At 54.9% G+C, this 26,706-nt stretch carries 29 protein-coding genes and 1 other annotated feature; of the genes, 17 read left to right on the forward strand and 12 right to left on the reverse strand.

The features are described 5' to 3' along the window. Nucleotides 1-13: 13 nt before the first annotated feature. The 5 genes from ymiC to topA form a co-directional block, all read right to left on the reverse strand. The gene (gene ymiC, locus SK50_RS24175) at nt 14-112 is read right to left on the reverse strand and encodes a small membrane protein YmiC (RefSeq protein WP_032103392.1); all 99 of its coding nucleotides are present in this window, start codon (nt 110-112) and stop codon (nt 14-16) included. Between the two features lie 137 nt (nt 113-249). Next, complete coding sequence (locus SK50_RS24030) at nt 250-414, reverse strand: hypothetical protein (protein WP_162183706.1); 165 nt, start codon at nt 412-414, stop codon at nt 250-252. 8 nt (nt 415-422) lie between these two features. Continuing rightward, nucleotides 423-563, reverse strand: a complete 141-nt coding sequence (locus SK50_RS14555) for a YmiA family putative membrane protein (RefSeq protein ID WP_213083754.1) — start codon at nt 561-563, stop codon at nt 423-425. A 336-nt stretch (nt 564-899) separates the two neighbouring features. Then, nucleotides 900-1,874 carry an HTH-type transcriptional regulator CysB gene (gene cysB, locus SK50_RS14560; RefSeq protein WP_006810844.1) on the reverse strand — a complete coding sequence of 325 codons (975 nt, stop codon included), beginning with the start codon at nt 1,872-1,874 and terminating at the stop codon, nt 900-902. 186 nt (nt 1,875-2,060) lie between these two features. Next, complete coding sequence (topA, locus tag SK50_RS14565) at nt 2,061-4,658, reverse strand: type I DNA topoisomerase (protein WP_017384217.1); 2,598 nt, start codon at nt 4,656-4,658, stop codon at nt 2,061-2,063. 398 nt (nt 4,659-5,056) lie between these two features. Between topA and SK50_RS14570 the strand changes: the two genes are divergently transcribed. Beyond that, nucleotides 5,057-5,308, forward strand: a complete 252-nt coding sequence (locus SK50_RS14570) for a YciN family protein (protein ID WP_048229594.1) — start codon at nt 5,057-5,059, stop codon at nt 5,306-5,308. 35 nt (nt 5,309-5,343) lie between these two features. Here the strand turns inward: SK50_RS14570 and sohB are convergent, their stop codons facing one another. Next, nucleotides 5,344-6,390: a protease SohB gene (sohB, locus tag SK50_RS14575; RefSeq protein WP_023296716.1), complete on the reverse strand. Its 1,047-nt coding sequence runs from the start codon at nt 6,388-6,390 to the stop codon at nt 5,344-5,346. A 252-nt stretch (nt 6,391-6,642) separates the two neighbouring features. Here sohB and SK50_RS14580 point away from each other — a divergent pair, with 252 nt between their 5' ends. Both SK50_RS14580 and cobO read left to right on the forward strand, forming a co-directional pair. Then, complete coding sequence (locus SK50_RS14580) at nt 6,643-7,404, forward strand: YciK family oxidoreductase (RefSeq protein WP_045345092.1); 762 nt, start codon at nt 6,643-6,645, stop codon at nt 7,402-7,404. After that, nucleotides 7,401-7,991 carry a cob(I)yrinic acid a,c-diamide adenosyltransferase gene (gene cobO / locus SK50_RS14585; protein WP_032103380.1) on the forward strand — a complete coding sequence of 197 codons (591 nt, stop codon included), beginning with the start codon at nt 7,401-7,403 and terminating at the stop codon, nt 7,989-7,991. Before SK50_RS14580 ends, cobO begins: the two co-directional genes overlap by 4 nt. A gap of 34 nt (nt 7,992-8,025) precedes the next feature. Here cobO and rluB read toward each other — a convergent pair whose 3' ends face one another. The 3 genes from rluB to rnm all read right to left on the reverse strand — a co-directional run bounded on the left by rluB (nt 8,026) and on the right by rnm (nt 10,509). Next, nucleotides 8,026-8,901 carry a 23S rRNA pseudouridine(2605) synthase RluB gene (gene rluB, locus SK50_RS14590; protein WP_003856794.1) on the reverse strand — a complete coding sequence of 292 codons (876 nt, stop codon included), beginning with the start codon at nt 8,899-8,901 and terminating at the stop codon, nt 8,026-8,028. A 97-nt stretch (nt 8,902-8,998) separates the two neighbouring features. Next, a complete protein-coding gene (locus tag SK50_RS14595) occupies nt 8,999-9,619 on the reverse strand; it encodes an L-threonylcarbamoyladenylate synthase (RefSeq protein ID WP_048229597.1) in 621 nt (206 codons plus the stop codon). Beyond that, nucleotides 9,616-10,509 carry an RNase RNM gene (gene rnm / locus SK50_RS14600; protein ID WP_023303837.1) on the reverse strand — a complete coding sequence of 298 codons (894 nt, stop codon included), beginning with the start codon at nt 10,507-10,509 and terminating at the stop codon, nt 9,616-9,618. Before rnm ends, SK50_RS14595 begins: the two co-directional genes overlap by 4 nt. 127 nt (nt 10,510-10,636) lie before the next feature. Here rnm and trpL point away from each other — a divergent pair, with 127 nt between their 5' ends. From trpL to yedF, 8 genes are all read left to right on the forward strand, one after another. Then, nucleotides 10,637-10,681 carry a trp operon leader peptide gene (gene trpL / locus SK50_RS23905; RefSeq protein WP_071524153.1) on the forward strand — a complete coding sequence of 15 codons (45 nt, stop codon included), beginning with the start codon at nt 10,637-10,639 and terminating at the stop codon, nt 10,679-10,681. Continuing rightward, nucleotides 10,658-10,752 (forward strand) — a sequence feature (Trp leader region). Its footprint overlaps the gene before it by 24 nt. A 23-nt stretch (nt 10,753-10,775) precedes the next feature. After that, nucleotides 10,776-12,338, forward strand: coding sequence for an anthranilate synthase component 1 (locus tag SK50_RS14605; RefSeq protein ID WP_015570383.1), 1,563 nt, complete (start codon nt 10,776-10,778; stop codon nt 12,336-12,338). Then, nucleotides 12,338-13,933 carry a bifunctional anthranilate synthase glutamate amidotransferase component TrpG/anthranilate phosphoribosyltransferase TrpD gene (gene trpD, locus SK50_RS14610; RefSeq protein WP_017384223.1) on the forward strand — a complete coding sequence of 532 codons (1,596 nt, stop codon included), beginning with the start codon at nt 12,338-12,340 and terminating at the stop codon, nt 13,931-13,933. The genes SK50_RS14605 and trpD overlap by 1 nt, the downstream gene beginning before the upstream one ends. 3 nt (nt 13,934-13,936) lie before the next feature. Further along, on the forward strand, nt 13,937-15,295 hold the full coding sequence (trpCF, locus tag SK50_RS14615) for a bifunctional indole-3-glycerol-phosphate synthase TrpC/phosphoribosylanthranilate isomerase TrpF (protein WP_033486853.1): 1,359 nt from the start codon (nt 13,937-13,939) through the stop codon (nt 15,293-15,295). A gap of 10 nt (nt 15,296-15,305) precedes the next feature. After that, a complete protein-coding gene (gene trpB / locus SK50_RS14620) occupies nt 15,306-16,499 on the forward strand; it encodes a tryptophan synthase subunit beta (protein ID WP_003856780.1) in 1,194 nt (397 codons plus the stop codon). Further along, a complete protein-coding gene (trpA, locus tag SK50_RS14625) occupies nt 16,499-17,308 on the forward strand; it encodes a tryptophan synthase subunit alpha (RefSeq protein WP_017384225.1) in 810 nt (269 codons plus the stop codon). Before trpB ends, trpA begins: the two co-directional genes overlap by 1 nt. Before the next feature lie 174 nt (nt 17,309-17,482). Next, entirely contained in the window at nt 17,483-18,694 is a 1,212-nt protein-coding gene (gene yedE, locus SK50_RS14630; RefSeq protein ID WP_045345090.1) for a selenium metabolism membrane protein YedE/FdhT, read from the forward strand. Next, nucleotides 18,691-18,924 carry a sulfurtransferase-like selenium metabolism protein YedF gene (gene yedF / locus SK50_RS14635; protein ID WP_003856774.1) on the forward strand — a complete coding sequence of 78 codons (234 nt, stop codon included), beginning with the start codon at nt 18,691-18,693 and terminating at the stop codon, nt 18,922-18,924. Before yedE ends, yedF begins: the two co-directional genes overlap by 4 nt. Nucleotides 18,925-19,210: 286 nt before the next feature. Here the strand turns inward: yedF and ompW are convergent, their stop codons facing one another. After that, nucleotides 19,211-19,843, reverse strand: a complete 633-nt coding sequence (gene ompW, locus SK50_RS14640; protein ID WP_048229599.1) for an outer membrane protein OmpW — start codon at nt 19,841-19,843, stop codon at nt 19,211-19,213. Between the two features lie 282 nt (nt 19,844-20,125). On the opposite strand from ompW, the gene SK50_RS14645 reads away from it, so the two are divergent. The 5 genes from SK50_RS14645 (at nt 20,126) to yciA (ending at nt 24,712) form a co-directional block, all read left to right on the forward strand. After that, nucleotides 20,126-20,530, forward strand: coding sequence for a YkgJ family cysteine cluster protein (locus tag SK50_RS14645; protein ID WP_023296724.1), 405 nt, complete (start codon nt 20,126-20,128; stop codon nt 20,528-20,530). Between the two features lie 25 nt (nt 20,531-20,555). Beyond that, nucleotides 20,556-21,299 carry a YciC family protein gene (locus tag SK50_RS14650; RefSeq protein WP_045347760.1) on the forward strand — a complete coding sequence of 248 codons (744 nt, stop codon included), beginning with the start codon at nt 20,556-20,558 and terminating at the stop codon, nt 21,297-21,299. A 13-nt stretch (nt 21,300-21,312) separates the two neighbouring features. Continuing rightward, the gene (locus tag SK50_RS14655) at nt 21,313-21,852 is read left to right on the forward strand and encodes a septation protein A (RefSeq protein ID WP_003856762.1); all 540 of its coding nucleotides are present in this window, start codon (nt 21,313-21,315) and stop codon (nt 21,850-21,852) included. 179 nt (nt 21,853-22,031) lie between these two features. Then, a complete protein-coding gene (locus tag SK50_RS14660) occupies nt 22,032-24,218 on the forward strand; it encodes a TonB-dependent siderophore receptor (RefSeq protein WP_017693316.1) in 2,187 nt (728 codons plus the stop codon). A 98-nt stretch (nt 24,219-24,316) separates the two neighbouring features. After that, complete coding sequence (yciA, locus tag SK50_RS14665) at nt 24,317-24,712, forward strand: acyl-CoA thioester hydrolase YciA (protein WP_003856759.1); 396 nt, start codon at nt 24,317-24,319, stop codon at nt 24,710-24,712. Nucleotides 24,713-24,750: 38 nt separating this feature from the next. Here the strand turns inward: yciA and tonB are convergent, their stop codons facing one another. Beyond that, the gene (gene tonB, locus SK50_RS14670; protein ID WP_017384230.1) at nt 24,751-25,479 is read right to left on the reverse strand and encodes a TonB system transport protein TonB; all 729 of its coding nucleotides are present in this window, start codon (nt 25,477-25,479) and stop codon (nt 24,751-24,753) included. Nucleotides 25,480-25,700: 221 nt separating this feature from the next. On the opposite strand from tonB, the gene SK50_RS14675 reads away from it, so the two are divergent. Further along, nucleotides 25,701-25,997 (forward strand): YciI family protein, encoded by a 297-nt coding sequence (locus SK50_RS14675; RefSeq protein WP_003856755.1) that lies wholly within the window; start codon nt 25,701-25,703, stop codon nt 25,995-25,997. 33 nt (nt 25,998-26,030) lie between these two features. Here the strand turns inward: SK50_RS14675 and leuE are convergent, their stop codons facing one another. Continuing rightward, the gene (gene leuE, locus SK50_RS14680) at nt 26,031-26,666 is read right to left on the reverse strand and encodes a leucine efflux protein LeuE (protein ID WP_006810877.1); all 636 of its coding nucleotides are present in this window, start codon (nt 26,664-26,666) and stop codon (nt 26,031-26,033) included. Nucleotides 26,667-26,706: the final 40 nt, after the last annotated feature.

Here is a 26,706-nt window from a genome sequence, read left to right on the forward strand (position 1 = left end):
GAGGTTTTACGATTTAGTGCAAGGCCAGCCAGAGGAGCTGACACCAGAAGAGGATCGACGCTGAGAATACGCCGAGCCATGACCAGTATTTTACGGTTGTCATGTTATTCATCATAGGGACACCAGACTTTAATTATTTAAGGTTGCGAGGTCTGCCCTCGTTCTATATTGCTGATGTGTATTTATTAAGGAGTACAAAAGTGCACGGTCTATATTCAGACTATTTGCATCATTACGCAAAAATCAAAATTATTGTTTTTTGGGTTCGTCTTCCGCGAACACATCAATAAAGGCCTGCTGCTGCGGCGTCAGTTTCCAGGAAGCTGGCACGCTGGTTGCTGGCGCCTTACGGGCTTTGTGAGCATTGTCACGAAGCTGACACATCTCTTTTCTCGCTTCTGTACGCACCGTCATGACCATAATCAACCCCAGTAATTCCAGACAAGAAGAGCAACCACCACCCAGAACAGGGCAGAGCCAAGAAAGACCGCCAGCCAGGCTTTACGCTTAAGCGCGGGATCCCTTTGCGGTTCTTCACTTCCTGACGGCATTGCTAACCTCATACAATCGATATCGCTTATCATTTAGAGACCAAACAATTGGCACAAGTAATCATCTGATGAGATAAATCCTAAAGAAACTTTAGCCGAAAAGCCAGTGAATTTACGTATCCGAGCCCGGGAAAATTCAATCTTTTGACCCGAAATAAATAATTGAAAAGAATAATTTGCACAGCTGTAAATTAGTTTCTACTTTTGTCGCAAATTTGCGACAGTAAAACCATAGTCATCAAATGGGTTATGACGATATATGACAGTGGGCGTAGATGATGATAATTCTAATTCAGGTTTAAAGCGGAATGACGGTATCTTTCCGCAAGAGAAAGATACCGGGAGTGATTATTTGGCGGGAAGTTTAATGTCTTTAAACATCTCTTCGATGTCTTCATTGGAGCGTAACGCCACAGCTGTATCCACCACATCGCGCGTTAAATGTGGCGCAAAGCGTTGAATAAAATCATACATATAGCTGCGCAGGAACGTGCTGCGACGAAAACCTATCTTGGTGGTGCTGTGGCTGAAAATATCATGCGCATCCAGACGCACCAGATCCGGGTCTGAGACAGGATCCACCGCCATGCTGGCAATAACCCCAACGCCCAGGCCCAGACGCACATACGTTTTTATGACGTCCGCATCCGTCGCCGTAAAGACAATCCGTGGCGTTAATCCGGCGCGGTTAAACGCGGTGTCCAGTTCAGACCGGCCCGTAAAGCCGAACGTATAGGTCACCAGCGGGTATTGCGCCAGTTCTTCGATTGTCACTTCGCCCTTCCCCGCCAGCGGGTGATCCGGGGTCACGACAATAGAGCGGTTCCAGTGGTAGCACGGGAGCATGACCAGATCATCGTACAGATGGAGCGCTTCCGTCGCGATAGCGAAGTCTGCATTGCCTTTAGACACGGCCTCTGCGATTTGCGTCGGTGAGCCCTGATGCATATGCAGGGAAACGCGGGGATAGCGTTCTATGAAGCCTTTGATCACCCCGGGAAGCGCATAACGCGCCTGTGTATGCGTGGTGGCAATATACAGAGAGCCTTTATCCGGCCAGGTATGTTCCCCGGCGACGGATTTAATGGCGTCGACTTTGGAGAGCACTTCCCGTGCGATGCGTATGATTTCCTGTCCTGCCGGGGTGACCTGAGTCAGGTGCTTACCGCTGCGGGCAAATATCTGAATACCTAACTCATCCTCCAGCATACGCACCTGCTTACTGATGCCTGGCTGAGAGGTATAAAGACCTTCTGCGGTGGAAGAGACATTGAGGTTATGATTGACGACCTCAACGATATAGCGAAGCTGCTGTAATTTCATGCCAGACCATCCGATTTAGCGCATGCGTCAATCGCTTAAGACGATTTGATAATAAGAAACGGGTTAACTATAACCACTATATCATTTATAGCCAGGCTGTATAGTACGGAACAAAAAATAATAACTACGCAATAAAAAAGGGCCGGAAGTCCGGCCCTTTTACAGGTAAGTTACGGTAAGGGAAGATTATTTCTTGCCTTCAACCCATTTCCCGTCGACAAAGAAGGCTGACCATCCGGTCGCTTTGCCCTCTTTCTCTGCCGCCACATACTGCTGCTTCGTTTTACGGCTGAAGCGCACCACGGTTTTATTGCCTTCCGGATCCTGCTGTGGCGCATCGGCCAGGTAACGCAGTTTCTCCGGCAGACGATCGCGGAAGCGGTACAGCTCTTCTACCAGCGGCGCGCGGGTTTCGCGTGATTTCGGGAAGGTGTTGGCGGCCAGGAATACCCCGGCAGCGCCGTCACGCAGCACGAAATACGCGTCAGACTTCTCGCACGGCAGCTCAGGAAGCGGAACCGGATCTTCCTTCGGCGGCGCAACTTCACCGTTACGCAGGATCTTACGCGTGTTTTTACAGTCGTCGTTGGTGCATGCCATGTACTTACCGAAGCGTCCCATTTTCAGGTGCATTTCGGAACCACATTTCTCACACTCAACGATTGGACCGTCATAGCCCTTGATACGGAACTCACCTTCTTCGATCTCATAACCATCGCAGGTCGGGTTATTGCCACAAACGTGCAGTTTGCGTTTTGGATCGATCAGGTAGCTGTCCATCGCCGTGCCGCATTTCTTACAGCGGCGTTTGGCGCGCAGTGCGTTGGTCTCCGCATCGTCACCTTCCAGCACGTTGAGAACTTCGTTCTCCGGCACGAGGTTGATGGTGGTTTTGCAACGCTCTTTCGGCGACAGCGCATAACCAGAGCAACCGAGGAACACGCCCGTGGTCGCGGTACGGATCCCCATTTTACGGCCACAGGTTGGGCAGTCGATGCTGGTCAGTACCATCTGGTTAGGCAGCATGCCGCCCTCTTCAGGATCTTTCTCGGCTTTCTCAAGCTGATTGGTAAAATCGCTGAAGAAGCTGTCGAGAACTTTCTTCCACTCTGCCTTATGGCTGGCAACCTCATCGAGGCTGTCTTCCATCTGCGCGGTGAAGTCATAGTTCATCAACTCGCGGAAGTTCGCTTCCAGACGGTCGGTGACAATCTCACCCATTTTTTCAGCATAGAAACGACGGTTCTCGACGCGAACGTATCCACGATCCTGAATGGTCGAAATGATTGACGCATAGGTGGACGGGCGACCGATGCCGCGTTTTTCCAGCTCTTTCACCAGCGATGCTTCGCTGAAGCGCGCAGGTGGCTTGGTGAAGTGCTGAGCCGGGACCAGATCAACCAGCGACAGCTCGTCACCTTTGTTGACTGAAGGCAGCGTTCTGTCTTCATCGCCTTTACGCAGCGCTGGCATCACTTTTGTCCAGCCGTCGAAGCGCAGAATGCGGCCGCGCGCTTTCAGGCGGAAATCACCCGCGCCGACCGTCAGCGTGGTGGAGTCGTATTTCGCTGGCGTCATCTGGCAAGCTACGAACTGGCGCCAGATCAGCTGATACAGCTTCTGGGCGTCCGCTTCCATATCTTTCAGCGATTCAGCCAGAACAGAAACGTCAGAAGGACGAATCGCTTCGTGCGCTTCCTGAGAATTCTCTTTGCTGGCGTACTGATTAGGCCCGTCCGGCAGGTATTTCTTACCGAAGTTGTCCTCGATATAGCCACGCACCATGTTGACAGCGTCCTGGCTCAGGTTGGTGGAGTCAGTACGCATGTAGGTGATGTAACCCGCTTCATACAAGCGCTGGGCCATCATCATGGTTTTCTTCACGCCGTAACCCAGACGGGTACTTGCCGCCTGCTGGAGAGTTGACGTGATAAACGGTGCGCCAGGCTTGCTGCTGGTTGGTTTATCTTCACGATCCAGAACCTGATAACGCGCTTTTTCCAGCAGCGCCACGGCGGCCATGGTCTGATCGCGATTTTCAGGACGGAACGGTTTGTCGTTGTGATGGCTCACCTGCAACGGCAGCGCATCGCCGCCCGGCGTGGTGACATTCGCATCCACTTCCCAGAACTCTTCCGGGACGAACGCTTTGATCTCGCGTTCACGCTCAACAACAAGACGAACAGCCACAGACTGCACACGCCCCGCAGACAGGCCGCGAGCGACCTTTTTCCACAGCAACGGCGAGACCATGTAGCCTACAACGCGGTCCATAAAGCGACGCGCCTGCTGAGCGTTAACACGGTCGATATTCAGTTCACCCGGCTTTTCAAACGCCTGACGAATCGCATTCTTTGTAATTTCGTTGAACACTACACGGCTGTAGCGTTTGTCATCACCCCCGATCACTTCCCGCAGGTGCCATGCAATGGCCTCCCCTTCGCGGTCAAGGTCGGTTGCGAGATAAATGTGGTCTGCTTTTTCAGCAAGCTGTTTCAGCTCGTTAACGACTTTTTCTTTGCCTGGCAGCACTTCGTAATGTGCATCCCAGTTGTGCCATGGGTTAACACCCATGCGGTTGACAAGCGCGCTACGTTCATCCTTTTTAGGCTTTTTAGCCCCTTTGGTGGAGGTAGAGTCTGCGCTCTTTTTGCTGGCTGAGCCACTGGTCGGCAAATCGCGAATGTGACCAACGCTGGACTTAACCACGTAGTCATTGCCCAGATATTTATTGATCGTTTTGGCTTTTGCCGGGGACTCAACGATGACGAGAGCTTTACCCATATTCACCTTTACCTAATTTAATTCTTCCAGGAATACGCCGCACGTTGATTTCCCTTCCGCTGACGACGAGCCATTGATATTGCGACATCGTCAGGGGATATCAACCCCTATGTGTTACCGAACGTCAGAATGGCGACATCCAGGTCATTGAGTTTTCGGGTATTTTTCTCACATCAAAGTTCATTCGTTACGAATTCCCGGTCGAATGTCAAGCAATTCTGTTGCCAGAATGACGAAAGCGCACACTGTACCTGATAAAATTCGTTACGCAACTTTATTAGCATGCAAAAGCAAATCCCGCCAGCCAGCCCCTGTTTCTTATCCCCTCGGATAACAGGGAAAATTTGCCCCCGAAGCGACCCAGGCGTAGACTATTGTCACTGTTTAAGGAGTGGAATATGCAGAATACGACCCAACCCATTGACCGAGCTTCATTGCTTATCGAAGCAAACAAACTCATTCGCGACCATGAAGACACCCTGACGGGAATTGAAGCGACTGGCGTGGAACAACGTAATGGCGTGCTGGTGTTCAGCGGTGAATACTTCCTTGATGAACAAGGGCTACCCACCCCGAAAAGCACCGCCGCGTTTAACATGTTTAAATACCTGGCGCATACCCTCTCAGAGAAGTACCACCTGGTCGATTAAAACGAAAACGCGAGGCATCTGCCTCGCGTTTTTCTTTACAGCAGCGGCTTTTGGCCGCGCTGCAACCAGCGTAGCAGCAGGCGATCCGCGCTTTCTGCCGCGCTATTGGTAAAACGGTCGAGCAGGCGCTTACGTCGGGTGAAGCGCACCCCCACCAGCTCACGGCCTTCCATCAGGTTGAGCAGGAGGTCATCGCTGGTACCCACTTCATCCACCAGCCCTTTCTCCTGCGCCTGCGTGCCGTACCAGTGTTCGCCCGTAGCCACCTGCTCAATGTCCAGCGTTGGGCGCATGCGGTGCACGAAATCTTTGAACAGATGGTGGGTTTCGTTCAGATCTTCCCGGAATTTCTGCCGTCCCTCTTCGGTATTTTCGCCGAGCAGCGTCAGCGTACGTTTGTACTGACCCGCCGTATGCAGTTCGATGTCGATCTCTTTATTTTTCAGGAAACGATTGAAGTTAGGGATCTGCGCGACCACCCCAATCGAGCCGATAATGGAGAACGGTGCCGCGACGATTTTATCCGCCACGCACGCCATCATATAGCCGCCACTCGCCGCGACCTTATCTACCGCAACGGTGAGTGGGATCTGTTTATCCCGCAGACGTTGTAACTGCGAAGCCGCCAGTCCATACCCATGCACTACGCCGCCCGGGCTTTCAAGGCGTACCACCACCTGATCCTGGGCTGTCGCCACGGCCAGCACCGCCGTCACTTCTTCACGCAGAGAGGAGACTTCATGCGCATCCATGCTACCTTTAAAATCGAGCACATAGACGCGCGGTTTTGCGTCAGCCTGTGGCGTGGCGAGCTTAGCTTTCGCCTTCGCGGCTTTGGCGTCCTGCTTATGTTTTTTCTTCTGGGCTTTTAGCCACAGCTTCTGTTGATGATCGTCAAGCAGCGCCAGAGACATCTCCTCCTGCATCTCTTTATACTGCTCGCTCAGGCGGGTAATGCGTAACTCACCACGCTGACGCTTACGCTGCGTCAGGTTGACAATCAGGACGGCAATCACCGCGACAGCAATAACCACCGTCGCGATTTTGGCCAAAAACAACCCATACTGAGAAAGTAATTCCACGCGTTCCACCTTGATTTAACCACGAATCTTTCACGCCAGTGTACAACAGCCCTGCGCAGGCGTCTCGCTCTGGACATTACCTCTGCGAGGCGGCTTCAGGAATCCCCCGCTTCTGGTTTAAATCTTTGCAAATTGTTAATTTCCCAGCGTTCTGTCCTGTAGACTGATTGAATTCTGACGCTGTTTCGGGCATAAAGCCGAAAAGTCATAAATAAAGGTGCAAGTCACGCCCAATGCGCCTGAGGAGCCACCGTGCATTATCAGCCACAAAAAAACCTTCTACAGAACCGCATCATTCTGGTTACCGGTGCCAACGACGGGATTGGTCGCGAAGCGGCGCTGACCTATTCTGAATACGGTGCGAGCCTTATTCTGCTGGGACGTAATGAAGAAAAGCTCAAGGTCGTCGCCCGTGAAATCGAAAACGCCGGCGGTACCCCCACGCCCTGGTATACGCTCGATCTGCTGACCTGCACGCCAGCGTCATGTCAGGCCCTTGCCCAGCGGATCAGCACACATTATCCGCGTCTGGACGGCGTACTGCACAACGCGGGGTTACTGGGCGAAGTGCGCCCGATGGATGAACAGGATCCGGAAATTTGGCAACAGGTGATGCAGGTTAACGTCAACGGGACGTTTTTCCTGACCCAGGCCTTGCTTCCTTTATTACTCAACTCCGATTCCGGCTCGCTGGTATTTACCTCCTCCAGCGTGGGGCGTCAGGGGCGTGCGAATTGGGGGGCTTACGCCGTCTCAAAATTTGCCACCGAAGGAATGATGCAGGTGCTGGCCGAAGAGTACCAAAGCCGCCACCTGCGGGTTAACTGTATTAATCCAGGCGGTACGCGCACCAAAATGCGCGCCAGCGCCTTCCCGACAGAAGATCCGCAGAAGCTTAAAACCCCGGCCGATATCATGCCCCTTTACCTGTGGCTGATGGGTGACGACAGCCGTCGCAAAACCGGAATGACCTTCGATGCCCAGCCAGGCCGCAAACCGGGGATATCGCAATGAGTGATGATCGTCATCAGCAGCGCCAGCAGCGTCTGAAAGAACAGGTTGATGCACGCGTGGCGGCCGCTCAGGACGAGCGCGGTATCCTAATCGTGTTCACCGGCAACGGCAAAGGCAAAACCACCGCCGCATTTGGGACCGCCACCCGCGCAGTCGGGCATGGGCAGAAAGTGGGCGTGATCCAGTTTATCAAGGGTGAATGGCCCAACGGCGAGCGTAATCTGCTCGAGCCGCATGGCGTTGAGTTTCAGGTAATGGCAACCGGTTTTACCTGGGATACCCAGAACCGGGAAACCGATACCGCAGCCTGCCTCGCCGTCTGGGAGCATGCCAAAAGAATGCTTTCAGACCCGTCGCTGAACATGGTGTTGCTGGATGAGATCACCTATATGGTGGCGTATGACTACCTGCCGCTGGAAGCCGTGCTGGAGGCCCTCACGAACCGCCCTGCACACCAGACGGCGATCGTCACGGGGCGCGGGTGTCATCGGGACATTCTGGAGCTGGCCGATACCGTCAGCGAGCTGCGTCCGGTTAAGCATGCGTTCGATGCGGGTATCAAAGCGCAAATTGGGATTGATTACTGAAAAAAAAGCCCGGTATATTCACCGGGCTTTTCAATTAACCGTTGTTATTACGGCTGCCAGAGCGGCGATTGCTGCTGACCTGGCTATGACGTTTCACCGCACGGCGGATTTGATTCGCCTTCATGCGACGACGATCTTTCTCTACCGCCACTTTCGACGTGGTTTCTGGCGTCAGGCCAACCAGATCGCGCAGGTAGTTGGTTTGCGTCAGATCCAGTTCGGTATAGCCGCCACGTGGCAGGCCTTTCGGCAGCAGAATGTCGCCATAGCGGACGCGAATCAAGCGACTCACCTGGACACCGACCGCTTCCCACAGACGACGCACCTCGCGGTTACGTCCCTCTGTCAGGGTAACGTTGTACCACTGGTTAATGCCTTCACCACCGGTAAACTTGATGGTTTTGAACGCCGCAGGGCCGTCCTCCAGCTGAACGCCACGCGACAGGTCGCGCAGTTTATTCTCATCAACCTGGCCGAAAACACGAACGGCGTATTCACGTTCCACTTCACGACTCGGGTGCATCAGACGGTTTGCCAGTTCACCATCGGTGGTGAACAGCAGCAGGCCGCAGGTGTTCACGTCCAGACGCCCTACGGCAATCCAGCGGGCGCCACGCAATTTTGGCAGACGGTCAAACACCGTCGGGCGACCTTCCGGGTCGTTGCGGGTACACAGTTCGCCTTCCGGCTTGTAGTAAGCCAGTACGCGGCAGATCTGTTCAGCAGACTCTTTCACGGAGATAAGATGGCCGTCAATGCGGATCTTCAGCCCCGGTACGATTTCAACGCGGTCACCGAGCGTGGCGATTTTACCGTCCACACTCACGCGGCCTGCTTCAATAATGGCTTCGATTTCACGGCGCGAACCGTGGCCGGCGCGCGCCAGCACTTTCTGTAACTTCTCGCTCATTGAGCTTCCTCAGGTGTCGCCTTCACAGGCGTCGAATCAGGTCAAAAACAGGGCGGCGCCCTGCTTTGATGGCCGCGTAGTATATCTGCTTACACCCTTACAAGAAAGGCTTAACATCGCCCACGCCTTCACGAATCACTTCTGGCGCGTCTTCGGTGAGATCCACCACGGTGGTCGGCTGCTGGCCAAGATAGCCGCCATGAATAATCAGCTCCAGCACCTTCTCCAGACGATCTTTGATCTCTTCCGGGTCGGACTCGGTAAACTCACTGCCCGGCAGCATCAGCGATGTGGAGAGCATGGGCTCGCCGAGGGTTTCCAGTAGCGCCTGGGCAATCGGGTTCGACGGCACGCGCATGCCGATGGTTTTACGTTTTTCCTGCAACAGACGACGCGGCACCTCTTTTGTCCCCTTCAGAATGAAGGTGTAGTTACCCGGCGTGTTGTTTTTAATCAGACGAAAGGCCACGTTATCAACATAAGCATAGGTCGACAGCTCAGAGAGATCGCGACACATCAGGGTGAAGTTGTGGCCATCCGGCAGCTGGCGGATGCGACAGATGCGCTCCATCGCCCCTTTATCCTCAATTTTACAGCCCAGCGCGTAGCCAGAATCGGTTGGGTAGACAATAACGCCGCCTTTGCGGACGATCTCCACGGCCTGATTAATCAGACGTGGCTGGGGGTTATCCGGATGGATATAGAAAAACTGACTCATACTTCCCTCTCTTCAATTTGCTGTGGCTGTTCCCAGAGCTGCCAGACAGGCTCAACACCCGCGGGTAACCAGAGCTTGCGCCCCAGTTCAATCCACGCGCAGGGTTGATGGAAATCTGAACCCTGTGACCCAAGCAGACCAAACTGACGGGCATAGGTCGCGAGCTGCGAGCGCTCATTGGGTGCCTGCTGACACTGGGCAACTTCCATCGCCTCACCGCCGCATTCGGCAAAGTGTGCCAGCAGTCTTTTCAGCCATTTAGCAGAAAGATTATACCGCCCCGGATGGGCCAGCACGGCCTTACCGCCAGAATGATGAATCACATCAATAGCTTGTTTTATTGTACACCACTGTGGGGGAACGTATCCGGTTTTCCCGCGCGCCAGATACTTTTTAAAGACATTCGCCATGGTCGTCGCCTTACCGGCATCCACCAGAAAACGGGCGAAATGGCCGCGCGTCACCGCCCCACCGTTCGCCAGCGTTCGCGCGCCTTCCAGCGCACCGGGAATATGCGCTTTTTCCAGACGTTCGCCAATCATCTCCGCGCGTTGATTGCGGCGTGTTTTTTGTTCTTGCAAAAAAGCACGCATGGCCGGATGTTCTGTATCGATATTCAGGCCAACGATATGAATTTCGTGGTTTTCCCAGACCGTCGAGATCTCAACCCCGGCCACCAGATCCAGCGCCAGTCCGCTGCGGGCAATCTCGGCGCGCGCGGCGGGAATGCCGTCAGTGGTATCGTGATCGGTTATTGCCAGCGTGCCGACACGCATTTCAACGGCGCGATGGACCAGAGCTTCGGGTGTCAGCAGGCCATCTGAAGCCTGCGTATGGCTGTGTAAATCATAAATTACGGCGTAGGTGGTATCGCTCAAAGCACTTCCCATAACAGGTTGGAGACATCCGAAGCCCCTATGATACCGACTAACCGTGAAATACTGAAATCAGGGGTTGACAACACGCCATCGAACTAGTTAACTAGTACGCAAGTTCACACGAGAAAGGTATCGGAAAATGACAGCACATTTCGCTCTGCACGGTTGGTGGCGTACTTCCTGATCTTCGGGCAGTGTCACGCGTCTGCGAAATGCAAACAGATACCCGGCCCGCTACCCAGCGGGCTTTTTTTTGAACAGAATATGAGAACAACAACATGCAAACAGCCAAACCTCATCTCGAACTGCTGACCTGCGAGGCGGCCTATCGCCATAACCCTACCGCGCTGTTTCATCAGGTGTGCGGCGCACGTCCCGCGACGCTGCTGCTGGAGTCAGCTGATATCGACAGTAAGGACGACCTCAAAAGCCTGCTGCTGGTTGACAGCGCGCTGCGCATTACCGCGTTAGGTGACACCGTCACTATCAGGGCGTTGTCTGACAATGGCGCGTCGCTCCTGCCGCTGCTGGATGCGGCGCTGCCTTCAGGCATTGAAAATGAACGCCACCCGGACCTGCGTATTCTGCATTTCCCGCCGGTGAGCCAGCTGCTGGATGAGGATGCCCGCCTCTGCTCGCTCTCCGTTTTTGACGCCTTTCGCCTGCTGCAAAATCTGGTGGCCGTGCCGGAAGTTGAGCGCGAAGCAATGTTTTTTGGCGGGCTGTTTGCTTACGACCTGGTTGCTGGCTTTGAAGATTTACCGGAAACCGAGCAGGGAAACCGCTGCCCGGACTACTGTTTCTACCTGGCCGAAACCCTGCTGGTGATCGACCATCAGAAAAAATATACCCGCATCCAGGCCAGCCTTTTCACTCCGTCTGAGTCTGAGAAAAATCGCCTCGCGCAGCGCATCGCCCAACTGCAACAGCAGATGTCAGAAGCACCGCCCGCGCTCCCGGTGCAGCGTGTTGAAAAGATGACCTGCGAGGTGAGTCAGACCGACGATCAGTACGGCGCGGTGGTACGTCAGATGCAAAAAGCGATTCGTGCCGGGGAGATTTTCCAGGTAGTGCCGTCCCGTCGCTTCTCACTGCCCTGCCCGTCGCCGCTGGCGGCTTACGATGTGCTGAAAAAGAGCAACCCAAGCCCGTACATGTTCTTTATGCAGGACAATGATTTCACCCTGTTTGGCGCGTCGCCGGAAAGCTCCCTCAAGTACGACGCCACCAGCCGCCAGATTGAGATCTACCCGATAGCGGGAACCCGTCCACGCGGCCGTCGTGCCGATGGCTCCCTGGACCGCGATCTCGACAGCCGCATCGAACTTGAAATGCGTACCGACCATAAAGAGCTCTCCGAACACCTGATGCTGGTTGACCTGGCGCGTAACGATCTGGCACGTATTTGCACCCCAGGCAGCCGCTACGTGGCGGACCTGACCAAAGTCGACCGCTACTCCTTCGTCATGCACCTGGTATCCCGCGTGGTGGGTGAACTGCGCCACGACCTCGACGTTCTGCATGCCTACCGCGCCTGCATGAACATGGGCACCCTGAGCGGCGCGCCGAAAGTCCGCGCCATGCAGCTGATCGCCGAAGCGGAAGGACGCCGTCGCGGCAGCTACGGTGGTGCCGTGGGCTATTTCACCGCTCACGGTGACCTTGATACCTGCATCGTGATCCGCTCCGCCTACGTTGAGGACGGCATTGCCACCGTCCAGGCCGGAGCCGGGATTGTGCTGGATTCTGTTCCGCAGTCGGAAGCCGACGAAACCCGCAGTAAAGCGCGCGCGGTACTGCGCGCCATTGCTACCGCACACCATGCACAGGAGATTTTCTGATGGCTGACATTCTGCTGCTCGATAATATCGACTCCTTTACCTACAACCTGGCAGATCAGCTGCGTGCGAATGGTCACAATGTCGTTATCTATCGCAACCACGTTCCGGCCCAGACGCTAATTGACCGTCTGGCGACCATGCAAAACCCGGTGCTGATGCTCTCCCCGGGCCCAGGCGCACCGAGCGAAGCAGGCTGTATGCCTGAGCTGTTGACCCGTATGCGCGGCAAGCTGCCGATTATCGGCATCTGCCTCGGCCACCAGGCGATTGTCGAAGCCTACGGCGGTTACGTGGGTCAGGCGGGGGAGATCCTCCATGGTAAAGCGTCAAGTATTGAACATGACGGTCAGGCGATGTTTGCCGGTCTGCCGAACCCGCTTCCGGTAGCGCGTTACCACTCGCTGGTCGGCAGCAATATTCCGGCCGGGCTGACCATTAACGCCTCGTTTGAAGGGATGGTGATGGCAGTGCGTCATGATGCGGATCGCGTCTGCGGGATGCAGTTCCACCCGGAATCTATCCTGACGTCCAACGGCGCGCGCCTGCTGGAGCAAACGCTCGACTGGGCGCTGCAAAAGCTGGAGCAGACCAACACCCTGCAACCGATTCTGGAAAAACTGTATCAGGCCCAGACCCTGAGCCAGCAGGAGAGCCACCAGCTGTTCTCCGCCGTCGTGCGCGGCGAGCTGAAGCCTGAGCAGCTGGCCGCTGCGCTGGTGAGCATGAAGGTACGCGGCGAAAGCCCGCAGGAGATCGCCGGCGCGGCAACCGCACTGCTGGAAAATGCCGCCCCGTTCCCGCGCCCGGACTATCCGTTTGCCGATATTGTCGGGACCGGTGGCGACGGCAGTAACAGTATCAATATTTCCACCGCCAGCGCCTTTGTGGCCGCGGCATGCGGTCTGAAAGTGGCGAAACACGGCAACCGCAGCGTGTCCAGCCGTTCCGGATCGTCCGACCTGCTGGCGGCTTTCGGTATCAACCTGGACATGAACGCCGAGCGTTCCCGTGAAGCGCTGGATGATCTGGGCGTCTGTTTCCTGTTTGCGCCGAAGTATCACACCGGTTTCCGCCACGCGATGCCGGTTCGCCAGCAGCTTAAAACCCGCACGCTGTTTAACGTGCTCGGTCCACTCATTAACCCGGCGCACCCGCCGCTGGCGCTGATTGGCGTTTACAGCCCGGAGCTGGTCCTGCCGATTGCGGAGACGCTGCGCGTCCTCGGTTACCAACGCGCCGCCGTGGTACACAGCGGCGGGATGGATGAAGTTTCCCTGCATGCGCCCACGCTGGTGGCGGAACTGAATAACGGTGAAGTGCTGAACTATCAGCTTGAGGCCGCTGACTTCGGGTTGACCCCGTACCATCAGGACGCCCTGGCGGGCGGCACGCCGGAAGAAAACCGTGACATTCTCACGCGCTTATTACAAGGTAAAGGTGAGGCCGCCCATGAGGCCGCCGTGGCGGCCAACGTAGCCATGCTGATGCGTTTACATGGCGAGGAAGATCTGAAAGCCAACGCCCAAAAAGTTCTGGACGTACTGCGCTCCGGTGCAGCTTACGATCGCGTTACCGCACTTGCGGCAAGAGGGTAAATAATGCAGACCGTTTTAGCGAAAATCGTCGCCGATAAGGCCATCTGGGTGGAAGCCCGTAAGCAACAGCAGCCGCTCGCCAGTTTTCAGAATGACGTCGTTCCGAGCAGCCGTCGTTTTTATGATGCGCTCCAGGGCGCGCGTACCGCGTTTATTCTGGAGTGTAAAAAAGCGTCTCCGTCCAAAGGCGTGATCCGCGACGATTTCGACCCGGCGCGTATTGCCGGTATCTACAAGCATCATGCGTCTGCCATTTCTGTGCTGACGGATGAGAAATATTTCCAGGGCAGCTTCGATTTTCTGCCCGTTGTCAGCGGCATCGCGCCGCAGCCGATTCTGTGCAAAGACTTTATTATCGACCCGTATCAGATCTGGCTGGCGCGCTTTTACCAGGCAGATGCCTGCCTGCTGATGCTCTCCGTTCTGGATGACGAGCAGTATCGCCAGCTCTCCGCCGTCGCGCACAGCCTGAATATGGGCGTACTGACCGAAGTGAGCAACGAAGAGGAGCTGGAGCGCGCCATCGCGCTGGAAGCCAAAGTGGTCGGCATTAACAACCGCGACCTGCGCGACCTGTCGATTGACCTCAACCGTACGCGCCAGCTTGCGCCGCGTCTGGGCGCGGGCGTCACGGTGATCAGCGAATCCGGGATTAACAGCTACGCTCAGGTGCGCGAACTCAGCCACTTTGCCAACGGTTTCCTGATCGGCTCCGCGATGATGGAACACGACGATCTTAATGCGGCCGTGCGCCGCGTGCTGTTGGGTGAGAACAAAGTCTGCGGCCTGACCCGTGAACAGGATGCGCAGGCCGCATATGAAGCGGGCGCAATCTATGGTGGTCTGATCTTTGTTGAGTCCTCTCCTCGCGCCGTTAATGAGGAACAGGCGCGCAAGGTGGTGGCGGCTGCGCCTCTGAGCTACGTGGGCGTGTTCCGCAATGCGGATATTAACGACGTTGCGGCAAAAGCGGACGCGTTATCCCTGAGCGCGGTCCAGCTGCACGGCGATGAAGATCAGGCGTACATCGATGCTCTGCGACATGTTCTGGCGCCTCAGGTTCAGATCTGGAAAGCGCAAAGCGTTGGCGCCACCCTGCCCGCGCGTAACCTGAAGCATGTTGATAAATACGTGCTCGACAACGGCCAGGGCGGCACGGGGCAGCGTTTTGACTGGTCACTGTTGCGTGGCGAAGTGCTGGACAATGTCCTGCTGGCGGGGGGATTAAGCCCCGATAACTGTGTGGAAGCGGCCAAAACCGGCTGCGCCGGCCTCGATTTCAATTCAGGCGTAGAGTCCCAACCGGGCATTAAAGACGCCAGCAAGCTGGCATCGGTATTTAAAACTCTGCGTGCATATTAAGGAAGAGAAGATGACGACATTACTTAACCCGTATTTTGGTGAGTTCGGTGGGATGTATGTCCCACAAATCCTGATGCCCGCGCTGCGCCAGCTGGAAGAAGCGTTCGTGAGCGCACAGAAAGATCCGGCGTTTCAGGCGGAGTTTACTGACCTGCTGAAAAACTACGCCGGTCGTCCGACGGCGCTGACAAAGTGCCGCAACCTGACCGAAGGCACTAAAACTACGCTGTATCTTAAGCGTGAAGATCTGCTGCACGGTGGCGCGCATAAAACTAACCAGGTGCTTGGCCAGGCGCTGCTCGCGAAGCGGATGGGTAAAACCGAAATCATCGCCGAAACCGGCGCGGGACAGCACGGTGTGGCTTCAGCGCTCGCCAGCGCCCTGCTCGGCCTGAAATGCCGCATTTACATGGGGGCGAAGGACGTTGAGCGCCAGTCGCCAAACGTGTTCCGTATGCGTCTTATGGGGGCGGAAGTGATCCCGGTGCACAGCGGTTCTGCCACGCTGAAAGATGCCTGTAATGAAGCGCTTCGCGACTGGTCTGGCAGCTACGAAACCGCCCACTACATGCTCGGTACCGCCGCGGGCCCGCACCCGTTCCCGACCATCGTGCGTGAATTCCAGCGCATGATCGGCGAAGAGACTAAAGCGCAGATCCTCGAAAAAGAGGGTCGCCTGCCGGATGCGGTGATCGCCTGCGTTGGTGGCGGATCTAACGCCATCGGCATGTTTGCCGATTTTATCGACGAAACCAGCGTTGGGCTGATTGGCGTTGAGCCTGCCGGCCACGGTATTGAAACGGGCGAGCATGGTGCGCCGCTGAAGCATGGCCGCGTGGGGATCTACTTCGGCATGAAGGCCCCGATGATGCAGACCGATGAAGGGCAGATTGAGGAGTCTTACTCGATCTCTGCCGGGCTGGATTTCCCGTCCGTAGGGCCGCAGCACGCGTTCCTCAACAGCACCGGCCGCGCGGATTATGTCTCCATCACCGATGACGAAGCGCTGGAGGCCTTCAAAACGCTGTGCCGCAATGAAGGGATCATCCCGGCGCTGGAGTCTTCCCACGCGCTGGCGCACGCGCTGAAAATGATGAAGGAAAACCCGGAAAAAGAGCAGCTGCTGGTGGTAAACCTTTCCGGTCGCGGTGACAAAGATATCTTCACCGTTCACGATATTCTGAAAGCACGAGGGGAAATCTGATGGAACGCTACGACAACGCATTTGCACAACTGAAAGCTCGCCAGGAAGGCGCCTTCGTTCCCTTCGTGACGCTGGGCGACCCCGGCCCGGAGCAGTCGCTGAAGATTATCGACACCCTGATTGATGCCGGTGCCGACGCGCTGGAGCTCGGTATTCCGTTCTCCGATCCGCTGGCGGATGGCCCGACCATTCAGAACGCAACGCTACGCGCGTTTGCCGCGGGCGTGACGCCGAGCCAGTGCTTTGAAATGCTGGCGGCGATCCGTCAGAAGCACCCGACCATTCCGATCGGCCTGCTGATGTACGCCAACCTGGTGTTCAGCCGCGGTATTGATGCGTTTTACGCAGAGTGCGCCCGCGTGGGCGTTGACTCCGTGCTGGTGGCTGACGTGCCCGTTGAAGAGTCTGCGCCATTCCGTCAGGCGGCAATGCGCCACAACGTCGCGCCGATTTTCATCTGTCCACCGAATGCCGATGACGATCTGTTGCGCCAGATTGCCTCTTACGGACGAGGTTACACCTACCTGCTCTCCCGTGCGGGCGTCACCGGTGCGGAAAACAAAGCCGCGCTGCCGCTGCATCATCTGGTGGAGAAGCTGGCAGAATACCATGCTGCACCGCCGCTTCAGGGCTTTGGCATTTCCTCACCGGATCAGGTTACTGCGGCGATTGACGCGAAAGCCGCCGGAGCCATTTCGGGTTCGGCTATCGTGAAAATCATCGAGAAGAACGTGGATAAGCCAGAGCAGATGCTAACTGAGTTACACGCATTCGTCACATCCATGAAAGCAGCCACGCGCAAGGCGTAACCGTTAACACCGTCTGGCCCCGGCGTCAGGCGGTTTTCCCTTCTCTCTTCCTGAAAGAAGCAGGTCAAAATTGATCCTGTCGATATTTTCGGTGTGAATGACTTTCCAAACTTTCGCGTAAGCGTATGATCTGGGCTCTTTTTAGCGTTACCCTTCTGAGTTCAGAGGTTATTCATGTCATGGCATTCCTTCAAACAGACTTACCTGGTTAAGTTCTGGTCACCTGTTCCGGCCGTTATCGCGGCAGGCATTCTCTCTACTTATTATTTCGGTATTACCGGCACCTTCTGGGCTGTTACGGGCGAGTTTACCCGCTGGGGTGGGCAGCTATTACAGCTGGCAGGCGTCCATGCCGAAGAGTGGGGCTACTTCAAACTGATCCATCTTGAGGGCACACCGCTGACCCGCATCGACGGGATGATGATCATTGGCATGTTCGGCGGCTGTTTTGCGGCCGCGCTGTGGGCCAATAACGTTAAGTTGCGCATGCCAAAAAGCCGCATCCGCATTGTGCAGGCCGTGGTCGGCGGTATCATTGCCGGGTTTGGCGCTCGTCTGGCGATGGGCTGTAACCTTGCCGCGTTCTTCACCGGTATTCCGCAGTTCTCGCTGCATGCCTGGTTCTTTGCCGCCGCCACCGCCATCGGCTCCTACTTCGGTGCTAAATTCACCCTGCTGCCGCTGTTCCGCATTCCGGTGAAAATGACGAAAGTTAGCGCTGCCTCTCCGTTAACGCAAAAACCCGATCAGGCGCGTCGTCGCTTCCGCCTCGGTATGCTGGTCTTTTTTGCCATGGTTGCCTGGGCGATTTGCACGGCGATGAATCAGCCAAAACTGGGACTGGCCATGCTGTTCGGCGTCGGCTTTGGTCTGCTGATTGAACGCGCGCAGATCTGCTTTACCTCCGCGTTTCGCGATATGTGGATCACCGGACGCACCATGATGGCGAAAGCCATTATTGCCGGCATGGCCGTGAGCGCGATCGGCATCTTCAGCTATGTTCAGCTCGGCGTGGAACCGAAAATCATGTGGGCGGGCCCAAATGCCGTGATTGGCGGGCTGCTGTTTGGTTTTGGCATCGTGCTGGCGGGCGGGTGTGAAACCGGCTGGATGTATCGCGCCGTGGAAGGTCAGGTGCATTACTGGTGGGTGGGTCTGGGTAACGTGATTGGCTCTACCCTTCTGGCCTGCTACTGGGATGACGTCTCGCCAGTACTGGCAACAAACTGGGACAAGGTCAACCTGCTGAAAACCTTTGGTCCACTCGGGGGACTCCTGGTGACCTACGCCCTGCTGCTTATCGCCTTCTTGCTGGTTGTTGCACAAGAGAAGCGCTTCTTCCGACGCGCCACCGCCAAAACTGAAACTCAGGAGAATGCCGCATGAAAGAGATCGTGCCTGATTATCGTCTCGATATGGTGGGTGAACCTTGCCCTTACCCGGCCGTCGCCACGCTTGAAGCGCTACCGCAGCTAAAGAAAGGTGAAATTCTGGAAGTGGTGAGCGATTGCCCCCAGTCGATCAATAACATTCCTCTTGATGCCAAAAATCACGGCTATACCGTGCTGGATATCCAGCAGGACGGACCAACCATTCGTTATTTAATTCAGAAGTGACTTCACGATCTAAAAAGGCCTCTCAGAGGCCTTTTCTAGTTTACTGGCTTTGGCCACCGTCGTCGTCTGAGCTTCGGCAGGCATGAATGAATGGTGAGACGTGTTCCGCAAACGGAACAGATAGCACCGTGAGGTAGGCTATGTGCTGGGCTGAACGTCGTGAACTGAAACTGTTTACCTGCACAAACCGGACACTCAAATTTGATGTTGGGGATATCCCCTCCAGCCAGGTGTATGGAACAACCACCTTACAGCAATCACCGGCTGACAGGGGATATATCTTCTGTCAGAAACGATAGCCTGCTGAGAACATAAATACCCACGGATCCAGATGGGTATTGATACTTTGCTGCTGCCCGTCAGCTTTAAAGCGCACGTCCGTATCAATGTCCATATACCAGACCGAGGCGTTGATCAGCCAGTCACGGTTAATCAGATAATCCAGACCAACCTGCCCCGCCATGCCCCACGAGTCTTTCAGGCTGAGATCGGAGAGCCCGGCCTCTTTACCGGTATCGTTAAATTTCTCATCAAAGAAGGTGGTGTAGTTAACGCCTGCACCAATATAAGGGCGCACCTTGCTGCTGGAATCGCCGAAGTACCACTGCGCCATCAGCGTTGGTGGCAAATGGTGAACCGTGGCAATGTCCCCGGTCGGTCCTATACCGACGCGGTGACGGAATGGCGTGGCGGCTAAAAGCTCGACGCCAACGTTATCCGTTGCCATATACGTAAACGTCAGGCCTAACTGGGTGTTATTGCTGACGTTAAACCCGCCCATACCCAGTACATTATCGGACCCTTCCGTTGGACGTACCGTTGCCGAACCGGCACGAATAAAGAATTCGCCTGCTTCATGCGCGTACGCGCCGCCAGAGAGACTGCTTAAGATAAGGGCTGCCACCGCTAATTTTTTCATATCCGCTCCATCGTTGTGGTTTTAATTGCGGAGGAGAATATACTCACAAATGAGTAATAAGTGATCTAACACAGATCACATTAAAACCAGTAAGTTAACATTCATTGATCTAGGTTAATTTTTGGTGACGCCTCATAAAGCAATAAGTTGTTACCGCGTCAATTTTTGGCATTTCATGGTTACAAAATTTTCTGTCTTCCCTCTCTTGCGCTTCCTGTAGCGGCTGGATAATTTATCGCTCTCACAATGTGATTTGATGCGTTCTACTTTTGCAGGTGTGCCATGAGTGATCATAACCCGTGCATGACGTGCGGAGCCTGTTGTGCGTATTTTCGAGTCTCTTTCTACTGGGCTGAAGCCAGCGATGGCGGCGGCACCGTTCCGGTTGATCTCACGGAACCCTTAACCCCTTTTCTGCGCTGTATGCGCGGCACCAACCAAAAACAGAGCCGCTGTGTGGCACTGCAAGGTGAGCCTGGGGTATCCACCCGCTGTTCCATTTACGCGGATCGCCCCAGCCCGTGTCGCACTTTCGCGATGTCGGGAAAGGATGGGCAGGTCAATGAGGCATGCAATCGCGCCCGCGCCCGCTATGGATTACCGCCGCTTTACAAAGATATGCTTTTCCATACAAGCCTTGATGCTGCCACCAGCGTGTTATCCGGTGTACAATTGCCGGCTAATTAACACCTGCAATACTCAAGGAGAGTGCATGTCTATCACGGCGAAGTCTGTCTACCGTGACACGGGAAATTTTTTCCGCAATCAGTTCATTACCTTTTTACTGATCGCGTTGTTGTGCGCCTTTATTACGGTGGTGCTGGGTCATGCGTTCTCACCCAGTGATGAACAGATTGCCACGCTGAGCCAGGGGGATCATCTTGCAGGCAGCGCAGGGTTGTTTGACCTTGTACAGAATATGACGCCAGAGCAACAGCAAATCTTGCTGCGCGCATCTGCGGCATCTACCTTCTCGGGCCTGATTGGCAACGCCATTCTGGCGGGTGGCGTGTTGCTGATGATCCAGCTGGTGTCTGCCGGCCAACGCGTCAGCGCGTTACGTGCAATCGGGGCCAGCGCTCCGGTGCTGCCAAAACTGTTTATCCTCATCTTCCTTACCACGCTGCTGGTCCAGATGGGGATAATGTTGGTTGTCGTTCCGGGCGTGCTGCTGGCTATCGTGCTTTCATTCGCGCCAGTAATGGTTGTGCAGGACAAAATGGGCATTTTCACCGCCATGCGCAGCAGCATCAGGCTCGCATGGGCCAATATGCGACTGGTCGCCCCGGCCGTTATCAGCTGGCTGCTGGCCAAAACTCTGCTGTTGCTGTTTGCGCCGAATTTTGCGGTGTTAACGCCAAACGTCGGAGCGGTTGTCGCCAATACGCTGAGCAATCTGATTTCAGCCGTGCTGCTGGTCTATTTGTTCCGCCTGTACATGTTAATTCGTCAGTAACTGGGATCGCAGAATGAAGCAGTTTCTTGATTTTTTACCGCTGATCGTATTTTTCGCTTTTTATAAGCTGTACGACATTTATGCCGGCACGCTGGCGCTGATTGTGGCAACGGCTGTGGTGCTGATTTACAGCTGGGTTCGCTATCGCAAAGTTGAAAAGATGGCGCTCATCACCTTCCTGATGGTGGCGGTGTTTGGTGGTCTGACGTTGTTCTTCCACAATGATGAATTTATCAAATGGAAGGTCACGGTGATTTACGGCCTGTTTGCGGGCGCACTCCTCATCAGCCAGTGGGTGATGAAGAAGCCGCTGATCCAGCGCATGCTGGGGAAAGAACTGACCCTGCCGCAGGCTGTGTGGGGGCGTCTGAATATCGCCTGGGCACTATTTTTTATTCTGTGTGGTCTGGCGAATATCTATATCGCATTCTGGCTGCCGCAGAATATCTGGGTCAACTTCAAGGTGTTTGGCCTGACGGCGCTGACTCTTATCTTCACCCTGCTCAGCGGCGTTTATATTTATCGCCACATGCCGCAGGATGACAAGCACTGATCCTTCTGGCCAGATCGCCGCGCGGTCTGGCCTCTTTTCCCGCCTTCTCTTTTCTCTACATCCTTCCTGCGAAAATGTCTGAATCATGAAGATTTTATGGAGATTGCTGTCACTTTATTGTAATGAGAATGACTATCATTAATATTCGTCATCGCATTTTAACAAATGGAAATGAGTTGATGAATAACATAATAAGATTTGCCCCGGCTACACTTACGCTCGCCATTCTTTCAACGCTTTATCAGAGCGCACACGCAGCGGAAGATCCTCTCGCCGATGGTGAAACAATGGTTGTTCAGGCCACCGCTGAAGAGGCGCTGAAGCAACAGCCGGGGGTTTCCATCATCACGGCAAAGGACATAGAAAAGGATCCACCGGTGAACGATCTTTCTGAAATTATTCGCAAAATGCCCGGGGTTAACCTCACCGGAAACAGCGCGACAGGCAGCCGCGGTAACAACCGCCAGATCGACATCCGCGGTATGGGGCCGGAGAACACGCTGATTCTGATTGACGGTGTGCCGGTGTCGTCACGTAACTCGGTGCGCTACAGCTGGCGCGGGGAGCGCGACACCCGCGGGGATACCAACTGGGTTCCGCCAGAGATGGTTGAGCGCATTGAAGTGCTCCGGGGACCTGCTGCCGCCCGCTATGGTTCGGGGGCGGCCGGCGGCGTCGTCAACATCATTACCAAACGCCCGACCAACGACTGGCACGGCTCGCTCTCCCTGTACACTAACCAGCCTGAAAATGATAAAGAGGGAGCGACGAAACGCGCTAATTTTGATCTGAGCGGCCCCCTTGCGGGCGATGCGTTAACGATGCGCCTGTACGGGAATATCAACAAAACTGACGCAGATGCTCAGGACATCAACACCGCGCAAAACGGCTCTTACGCCGCCGGACGTGAAGGCGTGCGCAACAAGGACATTAATGCCCTGCTCTCCTGGAAACTCACGCCACAGCAGATTATCGATTTCGACTACAGCTACAGCCGCCAGGGCAATATCTACGCGGGTGATACTCAATACAGCAACAGCAACGTCAGCCCTGACGGTCTGGTGTCGTCCCTGTATGGACACGAAACGAACCGAATGTACCGCCAGTCCTATGGCATTACGCACAACGGCATCTGGGACTGGGGTCAGTCTAAGTTCGGTGTTTATTATGAAAAGACCAACAACACCCGCCTGGAAGAAGGCTCTACGGGCAAAGTTGAGGGGATGATCAATAGCGATAAATACGATACCAGCCGGCTGGAGTCATACCGTTCAACGGGTGAACTGAACATTCCTTTCTTCTGGCTGGTCGAACAGACGCTAACCGTGGGTGCAGAATGGAACCGTGATGAACTGAACGATCCGGCCTCAATGCAGGCGACAAATGTGTCGGGAGAAGTGATTAACGGCGTTCCCGGTACGGCTTCTGAGCGCAACAGCAAAAACAGCGCTGACCTCACTGGCATCTATCTTGAGGACAATATTGAAGCGCGCCAGGGCACCAACCTGATCCCAGGGCTCCGCTTTGATTATCACAATCAGTTTGGCAGCAACTGGAGTCCTAGCCTGAACCTCTCTCAGGATTTGGGTGACATGTTCAAGGTTAAAGCGGGTATCGCTCGGGTATTTAAAGCGCCAAACCTGTATCAATCCAGCGAAGGCTATCTGCTTTCCACCCGCGGCAATGGCTGCCCGAACAACGTTTCCGAAGGAAGCTGTTACCTGTTAGGTAATCCGGATCTGGATCCTGAAATCAGCGTGAACAAAGAGATTGGCCTGGCCTTCGCGCTGGAAGGCTACGAGGCTGGCATAACCTGGTTCCGCAACGATTACAAAAACAAGATTGTTTCAGGAACGGATGTGCTGGGCCAGACAAGCAGCGGCGCAAATATCCTTCAGTGGCAGAACGGAGGAAAGGCTGTTGTTGAGGGGCTGGAAGGCAACCTCACCGTCCCGGTTATCCGCGACACGCTAACCTGGCGTACCAATGCGACGTATATGATTCAGTCTGAAAGTAAGGACACCGGCAACCCTCTGTCGATTATCCCAAAATATACCGTCAACACGATGCTCGACTGGCAGGTTAACAGCAAACTTTCAGCGAACATTGGCTGGACGATGTATGGTCGCCAGAAGCCAAGAGAAAATGCTGAAATCCGCAAAGAGCAGAATGCGATGTCAGATAAAGAGATTGGCGCCTATTCCATCGTTGGGATCGGTAGTAACTATCAACTGACAAAAGATCTCCGCCTGAATGCCGGGATCAGCAACCTCTTTGATAAGCAGATTTACCGAGAAAATGACGGTGCATCGACCTATAACGAACCAGGCCGTGCGTATTACGCAGGCGTGACCCTGTCCTTCTGACCCGCTGGCGCCTGCTCTGCGGGCGCTAACCCTATTCTCTCCAGCCAGAAATCATAGTAGCATCCCGCCTGAAGTCTTCAGTTACGAGTTTAAAAACAATGACAACAAATGACGCCCCACAGGGCGAACTGGTTTTACGCACACTGGCAATGCCTGCGGATACGAATGCCAATGGCGATATTTTTGGCGGCTGGTTGATGTCGCAGATGGATATGGGCGGTGCAATCCTGGCAAAAGAGATTGCACACGGGCGCGTGGTGACAGTCCGGGTCGATGGCATGACCTTTCTGCGCCCTGTCGCGGTGGGGGACGTGGTGTGCTGTTACGCACGCTGCGTAAAACGCGGCAATACGTCTGTCTCCATCAACATTGAAGTATGGGTGAAAAAAGTCTCTTCTGAGCCGATTGGTCAGCGCTATAAGGCGACGGAGGCATTATTTATCTATGTGGCGGTGGATAGCGACGGTAAGCCCCGCCAGCTCCCACGGAGCTGATCCTCAGGTAAAAAAAAGCCTCCTTGCGGAGGCTTCTTTTATTCCATCTGTGCCCCGCCGTTCAGGCGGAAGACAATGTTCACAATCAACCCATTGCCGGGTTTACCGGCTTCATAGCGCCACCTGCGCATGGCCGATTTAACTTCGCGTTCAAACATATTCGCCGGCTGTGCGGACAGGATTTCCACGTTATCGACACGTCCATCGGCCGTAACGTCGAATTTCACCCGTACACGCCCTTCAATACGTAACGCCTGAGCACGTGCCGGGTACTGCGGCTGGTTACGGCTCAGCGCGCGCGGGCCCGCGGGCGCCGTTACCGTCGGTTTTGTCGCGGTCGTGGTGTTATTCATCAGCGGACGTGACGGGGCGGCATTTTCAACCGGCTGCGTGGCGCGTGGCTCAACCGGACGCACTTCGCGTTTCGGACGCTCTTCCACCTTTTTGACCGGCTTGGGTTTTGGCTTCGGCTTAGGTTTCGGCTCCGGCTTATGGATCACTACCGGCGCTTCTTTCGGCGGTTCAGGAACCGGCTCGGGCTCTGGCTCCGGCTCGGGTTCAACAACGGGCTGTGGCGGCGGCGGCGCAACCTGCGGCGGCTCAAGATCCGCAGGCGATACCATGGTCACAGAAATTGGCTGCGCTGGCGCCGGCATTTCAATAACCTGATGAACCGAGGTATAGAGCAGACCCGCCACGACAGCACCGTGAATAACGACGGAAAGCAGCGTCGGCCATGGAAAGCGGCGAGGTAAATCAAGGGTCATCGAAGTCATAATCATCAACGTTAAAAAACCGAACCTCGATTTTAAATGCAAATAGCAATCATATTCAATAAGACACTTTGTCCTGGCGCAATTTAAGCGTACATGAGGGCAAAAAAGGGGCATCCAGATCAGGGTTTTAACATTGTTATTATCTTTACATTGCAGTCATTTGCGCTTTCACATAACGTAATTGTCACTTTTACCGGTTAAGGAGCTTTGCCGTGCTTTACGTGATTTACGCTGAAGATGTACCTGATTCTCTGGAAAAACGTCTTTCCGTTCGCCCTGCTCATCTGGCGCGTTTACAGTTGCTACAGGATGAAGGTCGGTTGCTGACCGCAGGCCCGATGCCTGCCGTTGACAGCAACGATCCGGGCGCGGCGGGTTTTACCGGCTCCACGGTGATTGCCGAGTTTGAATCTCTGGAAGCCGCGCAGGCCTGGGCAGAAGCAGACCCGTACGTCGCAGCCGGCGTGTACGAGAAAGTCACGGTTCGTCCGTATAAAAAAGTATTCTGAAACGAAAGGCTCCCTCGGGAGCCTTTTCTTCATTCAGTGCAGCGACGCCAGCCTCGCCGCAAATCCGACAAACAGCAGCCCTATCAACCCGTTCCCCAGCTTCGCCAGTTTCTTTTTGGTTTTCAGGTAACGCGTGACAAACGCGCCTGAGAAAATCAGGAAGCTCATGTACATGAAGCTGATCAGCTCAAGCGTTGTGGCGAGGATCAGGAACGACGTGCCGGTATTCTTCGCATTGACATCAATGAACTGCACGAAGAACGACACGTAAAAGAGAATCGCTTTCGGGTTCGTCAGGCTCAGCACCAGCGAACGCTTAAGGATTGCGCTTGCCGGTTCGGCGCTACTTTCGTGCGCATTTTTTTGACGCGTCATAACGGACCAGAGCATTTTTCCGCCCAGCCACAGCAGATAAAACGCGCCCAGATAGCGGACAATATTAAATAAAACCGGAGTGGTCTGGATCAACGCGGCGACGCCCGCCCAGGCCAGAAACATCAGCACGGCATCACCAATAAACACACCGGTGGCTGCCAGATAGCCTTTCTTAACGCCGTGGCCAATCCCTGTTTTCAGCACAAACAAGGTGTTCGGTCCTGGAACCAGCACGATAAAAAATGCGCCGACAACATAGGTCCAGAAATTCAGTACACCAAACTCCGCAAACACGTCTCACTCCTTTCGCTCAAAAACAGCGGGGATACCGGTA

Source organism: Enterobacter sp. BWH64, assembly GCF_001037645.1.
Lineage (GTDB): Bacteria > Pseudomonadota > Gammaproteobacteria > Enterobacterales > Enterobacteriaceae > Enterobacter > Enterobacter hormaechei_C.

Excerpts from the sequence above, each read along its gene's own strand:
- rnm (WP_023303837.1), bottom strand. The coding sequence starts at position 10,509 with ATGGGAAGTGCTTTGAGCGATACCACCTACGCCGTAATTTATGATTTA.
- SK50_RS14605 (WP_015570383.1), top strand. The coding sequence starts at position 10,776 with ATGCAAACAGCCAAACCTCATCTCGAACTGCTGACCTGCGAGGCGGCC.
- SK50_RS24030 (WP_162183706.1), bottom strand. The coding sequence starts at position 414 with ATGACGGTGCGTACAGAAGCGAGAAAAGAGATGTGTCAGCTTCGTGAC.
- SK50_RS14570 (WP_048229594.1), top strand. The coding sequence starts at position 5,057 with ATGCAGAATACGACCCAACCCATTGACCGAGCTTCATTGCTTATCGAA.
- ymiC (WP_032103392.1), bottom strand. The coding sequence starts at position 112 with ATGAATAACATGACAACCGTAAAATACTGGTCATGGCTCGGCGTATTC.
- trpB (WP_003856780.1), top strand. The coding sequence starts at position 15,306 with ATGACGACATTACTTAACCCGTATTTTGGTGAGTTCGGTGGGATGTAT.
- yedF (WP_003856774.1), top strand. The coding sequence starts at position 18,691 with ATGAAAGAGATCGTGCCTGATTATCGTCTCGATATGGTGGGTGAACCT.
- cysB (WP_006810844.1), bottom strand. The coding sequence starts at position 1,874 with ATGAAATTACAGCAGCTTCGCTATATCGTTGAGGTCGTCAATCATAAC.
- SK50_RS14555 (WP_213083754.1), bottom strand. The coding sequence starts at position 563 with ATGAGGTTAGCAATGCCGTCAGGAAGTGAAGAACCGCAAAGGGATCCC.
- trpD (WP_017384223.1), top strand. The coding sequence starts at position 12,338 with ATGGCTGACATTCTGCTGCTCGATAATATCGACTCCTTTACCTACAAC.
- SK50_RS14645 (WP_023296724.1), top strand. The coding sequence starts at position 20,126 with ATGAGTGATCATAACCCGTGCATGACGTGCGGAGCCTGTTGTGCGTAT.
- SK50_RS14650 (WP_045347760.1), top strand. The coding sequence starts at position 20,556 with ATGTCTATCACGGCGAAGTCTGTCTACCGTGACACGGGAAATTTTTTC.
- yedE (WP_045345090.1), top strand. The coding sequence starts at position 17,483 with ATGTCATGGCATTCCTTCAAACAGACTTACCTGGTTAAGTTCTGGTCA.
- SK50_RS14595 (WP_048229597.1), bottom strand. The coding sequence starts at position 9,619 with ATGAGTCAGTTTTTCTATATCCATCCGGATAACCCCCAGCCACGTCTG.
- SK50_RS14655 (WP_003856762.1), top strand. The coding sequence starts at position 21,313 with ATGAAGCAGTTTCTTGATTTTTTACCGCTGATCGTATTTTTCGCTTTT.
- rluB (WP_003856794.1), bottom strand. The coding sequence starts at position 8,901 with ATGAGCGAGAAGTTACAGAAAGTGCTGGCGCGCGCCGGCCACGGTTCG.
- topA (WP_017384217.1), bottom strand. The coding sequence starts at position 4,658 with ATGGGTAAAGCTCTCGTCATCGTTGAGTCCCCGGCAAAAGCCAAAACG.
- trpCF (WP_033486853.1), top strand. The coding sequence starts at position 13,937 with ATGCAGACCGTTTTAGCGAAAATCGTCGCCGATAAGGCCATCTGGGTG.
- cobO (WP_032103380.1), top strand. The coding sequence starts at position 7,401 with ATGAGTGATGATCGTCATCAGCAGCGCCAGCAGCGTCTGAAAGAACAG.
- ompW (WP_048229599.1), bottom strand. The coding sequence starts at position 19,843 with ATGAAAAAATTAGCGGTGGCAGCCCTTATCTTAAGCAGTCTCTCTGGC.
- yciA (WP_003856759.1), top strand. The coding sequence starts at position 24,317 with ATGACAACAAATGACGCCCCACAGGGCGAACTGGTTTTACGCACACTG.
- SK50_RS14660 (WP_017693316.1), top strand. The coding sequence starts at position 22,032 with ATGAATAACATAATAAGATTTGCCCCGGCTACACTTACGCTCGCCATT.
- trpA (WP_017384225.1), top strand. The coding sequence starts at position 16,499 with ATGGAACGCTACGACAACGCATTTGCACAACTGAAAGCTCGCCAGGAA.
- tonB (WP_017384230.1), bottom strand. The coding sequence starts at position 25,479 with ATGACCCTTGATTTACCTCGCCGCTTTCCATGGCCGACGCTGCTTTCC.